9 protein-coding genes are annotated in these 9,904 nt (G+C 68.8%); 5 read left to right on the top strand and 4 right to left on the bottom strand.

Annotation, left to right across the window (positions count from 1 at the left end):
• Positions 1-2: 2 nt before the first annotated feature.
• Entirely contained in the window at positions 3-662 is a 660-nt protein-coding gene (locus A6I89_RS22265) for a TetR/AcrR family transcriptional regulator (RefSeq protein ID WP_013417351.1), read from the bottom strand.
• Between the two features lie 101 nt (positions 663-763).
• Here A6I89_RS22265 and A6I89_RS22260 point away from each other — a divergent pair, with 101 nt between their 5' ends.
• The 5 genes from A6I89_RS22260 to A6I89_RS22240 are packed head-to-tail and all read left to right on the top strand — an operon-like array spanning position 764 to position 6,412.
• Positions 764-1,954, top strand: coding sequence for a lipid-transfer protein (locus A6I89_RS22260; RefSeq protein ID WP_005517314.1), 1,191 nt, complete (start codon positions 764-766; stop codon positions 1,952-1,954).
• 34 nt (positions 1,955-1,988) lie between these two features.
• Positions 1,989-2,420: a type II toxin-antitoxin system Rv0910 family toxin gene (locus A6I89_RS22255; protein WP_005517316.1), complete on the top strand. Its 432-nt coding sequence runs from the start codon at positions 1,989-1,991 to the stop codon at positions 2,418-2,420.
• Between the two features lie 4 nt (positions 2,421-2,424).
• On the top strand, positions 2,425-3,288 hold the full coding sequence (locus tag A6I89_RS22250) for a MaoC/PaaZ C-terminal domain-containing protein (RefSeq protein WP_022598174.1): 864 nt from the start codon (positions 2,425-2,427) through the stop codon (positions 3,286-3,288).
• 48 nt (positions 3,289-3,336) lie between these two features.
• Positions 3,337-4,206, top strand: a complete 870-nt coding sequence (locus A6I89_RS22245) for an SDR family oxidoreductase (protein ID WP_005517320.1) — start codon at positions 3,337-3,339, stop codon at positions 4,204-4,206.
• Positions 4,207-4,210: 4 nt separating this feature from the next.
• Complete coding sequence (locus tag A6I89_RS22240) at positions 4,211-6,412, top strand: acyl-CoA dehydrogenase family protein (RefSeq protein WP_022598172.1); 2,202 nt, start codon at positions 4,211-4,213, stop codon at positions 6,410-6,412.
• A 21-nt stretch (positions 6,413-6,433) separates the two neighbouring features.
• Here A6I89_RS22240 and A6I89_RS22235 read toward each other — a convergent pair whose 3' ends face one another.
• The 3 genes from A6I89_RS22235 to A6I89_RS22225 all read right to left on the bottom strand — a co-directional run bounded on the left by A6I89_RS22235 (position 6,434) and on the right by A6I89_RS22225 (position 9,889).
• Positions 6,434-7,024 carry a GNAT family N-acetyltransferase gene (locus A6I89_RS22235; protein ID WP_022598170.1) on the bottom strand — a complete coding sequence of 197 codons (591 nt, stop codon included), beginning with the start codon at positions 7,022-7,024 and terminating at the stop codon, positions 6,434-6,436.
• A 98-nt stretch (positions 7,025-7,122) separates the two neighbouring features.
• The gene (locus A6I89_RS22230; RefSeq protein ID WP_022598168.1) at positions 7,123-8,145 is read right to left on the bottom strand and encodes a zinc-dependent alcohol dehydrogenase family protein; all 1,023 of its coding nucleotides are present in this window, start codon (positions 8,143-8,145) and stop codon (positions 7,123-7,125) included.
• Positions 8,146-8,287: 142 nt separating this feature from the next.
• Positions 8,288-9,889: an acyl--CoA ligase family protein gene (locus A6I89_RS22225; RefSeq protein ID WP_022598166.1), complete on the bottom strand. Its 1,602-nt coding sequence runs from the start codon at positions 9,887-9,889 to the stop codon at positions 8,288-8,290.
• Positions 9,890-9,904: the final 15 nt, after the last annotated feature.

Raw genomic sequence — 9,904 nt, 5'->3', positions numbered from 1 at the left:
ATCTAGAGTTCGGCGATCGTCGTCGACGGCTCGAGCTCGACACCCAGCGCGCGGAGATTGGCGTCGAGCACGCTCCAGATGGACGTCTCGAGGAAGCGCGCGAGGTCTGCGCTCGGCACGGGATTCTCCGGCTGGCTCAGCCACCGGTTGACCGTGGCGTCCACCAGCCCGACGAGGGCGAACGCCATCGGTTCCGCGAGCGTCGACGTGACCCCACGGCGGTCGAGGATGCCGGCGAGGAGTGCGCCCAACTGCACGCCGATCGCCGTCTTGGTTCCGGTGACGGCCCGTGAGCCCACGGTCTTGCGGCTCGGCGCGCCCTTGCCGAGAAAGGCGTGCAGGCGCGGGTGCGCGATGATCCACCGCAGGTACGTCTCGACCGCGAGTTCGATCGCTTCCCGCACTGTTCCGTGTGGCGTCAGCACCGGCCCCAGCTCGGTCATCATCACCTCGATGATCCGCAGACGGATCTGTTCGTCGAGGTCACCGCGGTCCGCGAAGATCCGGTAGACGACCGACCGCGGAACCTGCGCGCGTTCGGCGATCTGCTGGACACCGATGTCCGTACCGCCGCCCTCGACGGCCTCGAGCGCGGCCTCGAGGATTCGTTCGCGCCGCTGCATCTTGTGGTCGTCCCACCTCGTCGCGCGCCCGTCCGTCATTCGGCGAACAGTACTCGGCAGGGCATTGACTGGACAGGGTGTCTCACTTACTTTGGTCGGACAGCGTGTCACACACAACTTGATCCGGATCGGGAGTCGGCATGAGCAAGAGGGTGTTCGTCGTCGGGGTGGGGATGACGAAGTTCGAGAAGCCGGGGGCGCGCGAGTGGGACTACCCCGACATGGCCCGGGAGGCCGGGACGAAGGCGCTCGAGGACGCCGGTATCGACTACCGCGAGGTACAGCACGCGTACGTCGGATACGTGTACGGCGAGTCGACGTCCGGGCAGCGTGCGATCTATGAGCTGGGACTGACCGGGATCCCGATCGTCAACGTCAACAACAACTGCTCCACCGGATCCACCGCGCTCTACCTCGCGACCCAGGCGGTCCGCAGCGGTCAGGTCGACTGCGCACTCGCGCTCGGCTTCGAGAAGATGCAGACGGGTTCGCTCGGCACGACGTACGACGACCGGGAACAGCCGATGATGCGGCACCTCCTCGCGCTCGCCGAACTGCAGGAGTTCGCGATGCCGCCCGCGCCGTACATGTTCGGTGCCGCCGGCAAGGAGCACATGGAGCGCTACGGCACCACCGCGGAGCAGTTCGCGAGGATCGGCGTCAAGAACCACCGGCACTCGACGAACAATCCGTACGCGCAGTTCCAGGACGAGTACACGCTCGAGGACGTGCTGGCCTCCAAGCCGATCTACGGTCCGCTCACCAAGCTCCAGTGCTCGCCGACGTCGGACGGGTCCGGGGCCGTGATCGTGGCGAGTGAGGACTTCGTCGACCGTCACGGGCTGGCCGGGCAGGCCGTCGAGATCGTGGGGCAGGCGATGGTGACCGACCTGCCCAGCACGTTCGAGGACCGCAGCGCGATCAGCCTGGTCGGTGCCGACATGACGCGCACGGCGGCCCGATTCGTCTACGAACAGGCCGGCATCGGCCCCGCCGACATCGACGTCATCGAACTCCACGACTGCTTCTCGACCAACGAGCTGCTCACGTACGAGGCGCTCGGACTGTGCGCCGAGGGTGAGGGCGGCAAGCTCGTCGACGCCGACGACACCACGTACGGCGGTCGCTGGGTGGTCAACCCGTCCGGCGGCCTCATCTCGAAGGGGCACCCGCTGGGTGCCACCGGGCTCGCGCAGTGCAGCGAGCTCACGTGGCAGCTGCGTGGCACCGCCGACCGGCGTCAGGTCGACGGCGCCGAAGTGGCGCTGCAGCACAACATCGGGCTCGGCGGGGCGGTCGTCGTCACCGCCTACCGCCCGGCCGAACGCTGAAACCTTCCGTCCCGCAATCATTCCAGGAGTACTCATGGCTTCCGTTTCCGTCTCCGCAGCTCTGCCCGCCGCCCCCGACAAGGCGTGGGACGCCCTGTCGGACCTGTCCCGTTGGGAGGAGTGGCTCACCATCCATCAGGGCTGGAAGAGTGAACTGCCCACCGAGGTCCGCCTCGGCGCCACCTTCACCGAGGTCGTCTCGGTGATGGGCATGGCCAACAAGATCGAGTGGACGGTCACCGAGGTCGAGGTGCCGAAACTCGTGAAGATCGCAGGCACCGGCATGGCCGGCGTCACCGTCGAGTTCACACTGCAGGTGCAACCCGACGAGGCCGGCAGCAAGGCTGTCATCGACGCCAGCTTCAAGGGCACCATGATCGTCGGCCCGATCGGCAAGGCCGTCGCCAAGAACGCCGCCGCCGACCTCGAGACGTCTCTCGCCAAGTTCGCCGAGCTGGTTGGATAGCGGGATGACCACGCCCACAGTCGAGTTCGACACCTCCGGAATCGGGGTGTGGACCGATCCCGAACGGTTCGAGGTGACCGCCGAGCGTATCGCCGAGTACGCGGCCGCCACCAACGATCCGATCGAGCGGCACCTGCGCGGCGAGATCGCCCCGCCGGTGTTCGCCGTCGTGCCGGCGTTCACGTCGATGGCTCCGGCGGCGCTGTCGGTGGCCCCGGTCGAGTTGCTCATGAAACTGGTGCACGGTGAGCAGGATTTCCACTTCCACCGCCCCATCCGTCCGGGTGACACTCTGGTCGTCCGCGCCAAGCCGGTCGGCTTCGCCGGTAAAGAGAACGGATCGACCGTCGTCGTCTACGTCGAGACCCGCACGGACGGAGGCGAACTGGTCAACGAACAGTGGATGACGGCGTTCTTCCGCAAGGTCGACGCGGGGCCGGGGACCGGTGCGTCCGCGCCGACACACCGGTTCGACGAGGCGTTGCGGGCGACGGACCCGGCCGCTGTCGTCACCGCGCACATCGACGAGGATCAGACGTTCCGGTACTCACCGGCCTCCGGTGACCCCATGCCGATCCATCTCGACGACGAGATCGCCCGCATGTCCGGCCTGCCCGGCATCATCAATCACGGGCTGTGCACGATGGCGTTCACGTCGTGGGCCGCGCTCACCGAGTTCGCCGACGGCGACGTGGAGCGACTGAAGCGCCTCGCCGTGCGCTTCGCGAAACCTGTTCTGCCCGGGCAGGACATCGAGACCCGGTTCCGGAGATCGGGATCGGAATCCGGCACCACCACCTACGCCTACGAGACCGGGGTCGGCGACGAACTGGTGATCAAGGACGGCCTCGCCGTCATCGCCGACTGACCTGCCGACCGGTCCACCGACAGATTTCGCTGCGAGAGGGATAACACCATGGGAACACTGGACGGACGTGTCGCGATCATCACCGGCGCGGGGCGGGGTATCGGGCGCGAACACGCCCTGCTGTTCGCGCGCGAGGGTGCCGCGGTGGTCGTCAACGATCTCGGCGGTGCGAACGACGGCACCGGGTCCGACGCGGGCCCGGCGCAGCAAGTGGTCGACGAGATCGTCGCCGCGGGCGGCAGGGCCGTCGCGAACACCGACAACGTGGCCGACTGGGCGGGCGCAGAGGCGCTCGTCGCCCAGGCGGTGCGGGAGTTCGGGCGCCTCGACATCCTCGTGAACAACGCGGGCATCCTGCGCGACAGCTTCATCGCGGGCATGGAGGAGAGCCAGTGGGACGCCGTCATCGCGGTGCACCTCAAGGGGCACGCCGCGACTTTGCACCACGCCGCCGCGTACTGGAAGGCGCAGGCCAAGGCCGGGGAGCCGGTGCAGGCCGCGGTGATCAACACCGCGTCGGCGTCGGGCACGTTCATGCCCAACGCGGGGCAGGGGAACTACGGCGCCGCGAAGGCCGGCATCGCGGCCCTGACCCTGGTGGCGGCCGACGAACTCGAGCGCTACGGGGTCCGCGTCAACGCCATCGCGCCGATCGCGCGCACCCGACTCACACTCGCGACACCGGGGATGGGTGCGCTGTTCGCCGCCGAGGTGCCGGAGGGCGAGTTCGACGCGTTCGCGCCGTCGAACATCTCGCCCCTCGTCGCACGCCTGGCCGCGGCCGACTGCAAACTCACCGGAAAGGTGTACGCCGTCCAGGGGGGCGCCATCTCGGAGCTGATCAACTGGCACGGCGGTGACACCATCGAGAGCGACGGGCCGTGGACGGTCGACGACCTCGCCGAGCGGTTGGGCTGAGCGCATGGCACGCAACGGATACGAGCTCGGGATCGGGCTGAGCGACGAGCATGTGGCGCTGGCCGATTCGGTCCGGGCCTTCGCGGAGCGCACGATCACCGCGGAGCACGTGCGGGCAGCGGTGGAGGCACGGACCGAGGACCGGTTCCCGCCGTTCTGGTCGGCGCTCGCCGGTCAGGACCTGCTGGGTCTCGCGGTGCCCGAGGACCGCGGCGGCCACGGGGCGGGGCTGCTCACGCTCGCGGTGGCGCTCGAAGCACTGGGGCGGACCGTGGCTCCGGGGCCGTTCGTGCCCACCGCCGCCGCTGCCGCGGTACTGGGGGCGGCCGATTCCAAGATCGGGATAGAGGTGCTTCCGGGCTTGATCGACGGAACCCGCACCGCAACGGTCGCTCTCGGTGGTCCGCTCACCGCCGAACCGGACGGCGATGCCTACGTGCTGTCGGGAGTCCTCGATGCGGTCGTCGCTGCCGAACACGCCGACGTGCTGCTGGTGCCGGCCGTCGTCGGCGACGTGGTGCGCTGGATCGTCGTCGACGACGGTGATCTCACGACCACACCGCAGGACGGTATCGACGTGCTCCGCGGGTCGGCGCGGGTCGAAGCCGACAGGGTGACCGTCGGCTCCGACAGAGTTCTCGACGGTGTGGATGCCCGCCGGGTGCAGTCCATCGTGTCGGTGGTGTTCGGCGCCGAGGCCGTCGGCGTGCTGTCATGGTGCGTGTCGACGGCGGCGGAGTACGCGAAGACCCGGGTGCAGTTCGGACGCCCGATCGGGCAGTTCCAGGCCGTCAAGCACAAGTGCGCGCACATGGGGATCGCGTTGGAGAAGGCGCGGGCCGCGATCTGGGACGCGGCCTCCGCGCTCGACGTCGACGATGCGACAGCCGATTTCGCCGCCGAGGTGGCCGCGCTGATCGTGCCCGACGCGGCCGTGCAGGTGGCGCAGGACTGCATCCAGGTGCACGGCGGCATCGGATTCACATGGGAGCACGACGCGCACCTGTACTACCGCCGCGCCCTCGCGATCCGCGGCCTGCTCGGCACGCGTGAGGAACGGGCGGAGCGCGTCGCGCAGCAGTCCCTGACCGGTGTCGTCCGGCATTCGGAGCTGGAGCTGCCGCCCGAGGCCGCGGACCTGCGGGTGGCCGTACGGGCGGAACTCGAGCCGATCGCCGCGCTCGACGACGAGGACGAACAACTGGTCGCGCTCGGAGACGGCGGCTGGGTGCAACCCCACCTGCCGAAGCCCTACGGACGCGGTGCCGGTCCGCTCGAACAGATCGTGATCGCGCAGGAGCTGAAGGCTGCGGGAATCCCGTTGCCGCAGTTGCTGATGGGCGGCTGGGCCGTGCAGGCCGTGGTGGCGCACGGGTCCGAGCAGCAGAAGCAGGATCTGGCGGTACCCACCCTGCGCGGCGACGTGGTGTGGTGTCAGCTGTTCTCCGAACCCGGTGCCGGATCGGACCTCGCGTCGCTGACCACGCGGGCGGAGAAGGTCGACGGCGGCTGGAAGATCACCGGCCAGAAGATCTGGACCACCGTCGCGCAGTTCGCGGACTGGGCGATGCTCATCGCCCGCACCGACCCGTCGCGGCCCAAGCACGAGGGCATCACGTACTTCGTGCTCGACATGTCCACCCCCGGAATCACGGTGCGGCCCCTGCGGGAGATGACGGGCTCGGCGCTCTTCAACGAGGTGTTTCTCGACGAGGTGTTCGTACCGGACGAGAACGTGGTCGGGGCTGTGAACGACGGCTGGCACGTCGCCCGCACCACGCTGGCGGGTGAACGAGTGGCCCTGAGCCAGAAGATGGAGGCTTACGCGAGCGACAAGGATCTGCTGGAATTCGCGCGCGGTCGGGGCCTCGGTCCCGTCGGTCGGTACCGGTTCGGCGAGTTGGTCGCGGAGAGCCAAGCGATCGACCTGATCGGCGCGCGGGTGGTGCTCCAGCAGCTTTCCGGTGCGGACGTGAGTACGACGTCGTCGGTCGGCAAACTCTTGGGTATGGGCCTGGGGCAGTCGATCTCGGAATTCGTGGTGGCCGAGTTGGGGTCGGCGGGTGTGGTGGCGGTGCCCGGTGAGCCCAGCGACAAGGCGATGGAACAACTCGTCGCCGGGCGTGCCACGACGATCTACGGCGGCACCACCGAGGTGCAGCTCAACGTGATCGGCGAACGGATGCTCGGTTTGCCCCGGGACTGAGTCCCGTTGGCGGGGTGGCGCCTAAGCGCGCAGCATCGCCCACACCATCGGCCCGTCGTCGGGGAGGCGCACGCTTCCGGTGACCTCGAACCCCAGGCGTTCGTAGAAGGTGACATTGGCCGGAGACGACGTCTCCAGATATGCCGGGCAGCCCTGCTCCTTCGCCGCCTTCAGGCCGGGCTCGAGAACAGCTCGGCCCAGGCCCCGACGTTGCGAGACAGGCGCGACCCCCACCGTCGCCAGGTACCAGACGGGATCGGTCGGGCGCAGTCGTGCAGTTGCCGCCTCCGCCCTCGCAGCGATCTCCGCTCGGTCGCCGTACAGGTCGGTGACCTGGTCCGCGATGTCGCCGAAAGCCTCATCCAGACCCGTCGAAGACGGGGTCGTCCACACGGCGACAGCGGTCGAATCGCCTGCTACCCATACTTTTCCGCAGCGCAGACCGATCTCCGTCAAGAACAGTCGCTGCAACGACCGCACACGGTCCAGGTGATCACGGGAATCGACGGTGTGGCGGGTGAACGGGTAGTCGGCAAACGCGAGGCCGAGGGTCTCTGCGGCATCGACGATGTCTGTCGACGTCGCCGGCCGGATCCGGAAACTGCTGGTCACTGCCTCGATGTTACCCGTCGACTCGGCAAGGGCATGGGCGTGGCGACGAGCGTGGGGACCTCGCGCCCGAGTCGCCGGTCCCCGAGTCGCACCTCGTCTCACGGGCGGAGCAGTACCTTGACCGCGCGCCGCTCGTCCATCCGGCGGTAGCCCTCGGCGGCGTCCTCGAGAGGGAGTTCGAGGTCGAACACCCTGCCCGGGTCGATCTTCCGGTTCCAGATGAGATCGACCAGTTCGGGGAGGAAGCGCCGGACGGGCGCCGGCCCGCCGAACAGGTGCACCTCGGCGAAGAACAGTTCCTCGCCCGGCAGTGCGACGCCGTGCGAGACGCCGACGTACCCGACGTGGCCGCCGGGGCGGGTGGACCGCACGGCCTGCATCATCGACTCCTGGGTGCCGACGGCCTCGACGACCGAGTGTGCGCCCAGACCGTCGGTGAGTTCCTTGATGCGGGCCACCCCGTCGTCCCCGCGTTCGGCGACGATGTCGGTGGCGCCGAACTCGTGGGCGAGGGCCTGCCGGTCGGCGTGGCGGCTCATCGCGACGATCAGCTCCGCACCGAGTTGCCGGGCGGCGAGCACCGCGAGGAGGCCGACGGCGCCGTCGCCGACGACCGCGACGGTCTTACCGGGGCCGGCCTCGGCGGCAACCGCGCCGAACCAGCCGGTGCCGAGGACGTCGGACGCGGTGAGCAGCCCGGGGATCAGGTCGGCGTCGGGCATCCCGGGTGTCGCGACGAGGGTGCCGTCGGCCAGGGGGATACGCGCGAGTTGTGCCTGGGTGCCGATCGCGCCCATCGGCTCGGCGTTCACGCAGCGGGACTGGTAGCCGGCCCGGCAGATCTCGCACGTGTTGTCCGACGCGAAGAACGAGCCGACCACGAAGTCACCGGGGGCGACGTTGCGAACCTCGCTCCCGACCTCCTCGACCACGCCGACGTACTCGTGTCCCATCGGGGCCGGTCCCCGAACGTTCTCGATCCCGCGATAGGGCCACAGGTCCGATCCGCACACACACGTCGCGGTGGTCCGGATGATCGCGTCGGTGGGAGCGAGGATGGTGGGGTCGGGCCGGTCCTCGACCCGGATGTCACCGGGGGCGTATATGACGGCTCCACGCATGAGCGGATCCTTTCGAGCGAGGGTCGCTTGCCTGCGGTCTGCTCGTGGTCGACTCTATCGGTGCGGGGACGCGTACGAAACCGTCACCGGTTCGGCTGGGACGAACAGACATTCGCGTCGTCCCGGCCGAACCGGGCAGGATTCACCCCAGTGCACGCAGCTCGAACTTGAGCACCTTGCCGGTCGGGGTGCGCGGCAGATCGAGCGGGAACACGATCTCCTCGGGCACCTTGAAACGCGCGATCCGGCTCCGGGTGTGCTCGATGATCTCCTCGGCGGTCGCGGCGGCACCCTTCTTCAGGATGACGTACGCCTTGGGGCGTTCGCCCCATTTCTCTTGCGGCACACCGACGACCGCGACGTCCAGCACCGCCGGATGCGCCATGATCGCCTGCTCCACCTCGACGGTCGAGATGTTCTCGCCGCCCGAGATGACGATGTCCTTGGCGCGGTCCTTGAGCTGGATGTAACCGTCGGGATGCATGACGCCCAGGTCGCCGGTGTGGAACCAGCCGCCCGCGAAAGCCTCTGCGGTGGCGTCGGGATCGCGGTAGTAGCCGAGCATCACGTTGTTGCCACGCAGGACGATCTCACCCATCGTTTCGCCGTCGGCCGGCACGTCGGCCATGTTCTCGTCGACCACGCGTGCGTTCTCGGCCTGGACCATGCCTACCCCCTGGCGAGAGATCAGCGCGGCACGTTCCTCCGGCGAGCAGTCGTCCCAGGCCTGCTGGTATTCACAGATGGTGTACGGCCCGTACACCTCGGTGAGCCCGTACACGTGCACGACGGTGATGCCGAGCGCCTCGAGCTGGCCGATGACGGTGGGAGACGGCGGTGCGCCCGCCGTCGTGATGCGCAGCGCGTCGACGCGGTGGGCTCGCTCGGCACCGGCGATGGTGGTGCACACCGCCGGTGCGCCACACAGATTCGTGATGCCGAGGTCGTCGATCGCGTCCCAGACCGCGTCGGCGCGCACCGCCCGCAGGCACACGTGTGTGCCCGCGGCCGCCGTGACCGCCCACGGCGTGCACCAGCCGTTGCAGTGGAACATCGGCAGCGTCCACAGGTATTTGGTGCTGCCGTCGAACCCGTTGTGGAACGTCTCGCCCAGCGAGTTGAGATATGCGCCGCGATGGGAGTACATGACGCCCTTGGGCTTGCCAGTGGTGCCGGAGGTGTAGTTGATCGCGATCACCTGCTGCTCGTCGTCGACGCCCCAGTGCAGCGGCGCGTCGGTCAGGCCGTCGCGGTTGGTCAGGAACTCGTCGTACCGCGCCGTCGCGACACCGGCGGGAACGTCGGGGTACGGGATCGTCGAGTCCGGTATCTCGACGATCTCGGTGACGCTGCCGACGTGCTCCCGCACGGTGCGCACCGAGCCCACCAGTTCGGAGTCCACGAACAGGATCTTCACGCCCGCGTGGTCGAGAATGTACTCGAGCTCCGGACCGGCCAGGCGTGAGTTGAGCGCCACCAGCACGCCGCCGGCCAGTGGCACCGCGAAATGCGCCATCAGCATCTCGGGGGTGTTGGGGCAGAGGTACGCGATCCGGTCCCCGGGCTCGATGCGCGAGCGCAGCACCCGCGCGAGCCGCGCCACCTCGTCGGCGAACTCGCGGTAGGTGTAGCGGCGGTCCCCGTGGACGATCGCGGTCTTGTCGGGGAAGACCGTGGCCGAGCGGTCCAGGAAGCGCAGCGGACTGAGCGGGGTGTGGTTCGCCGAGGCGGACAGTGGGGACACGAGTACCTCCGTGGT

The organism is Prescottella equi (assembly GCF_002094305.1).
Classification (GTDB): domain Bacteria; phylum Actinomycetota; class Actinomycetes; order Mycobacteriales; family Mycobacteriaceae; genus Prescottella; species Prescottella equi.
This window is presented reverse-complemented; position numbering and strand designations above follow the sequence as displayed.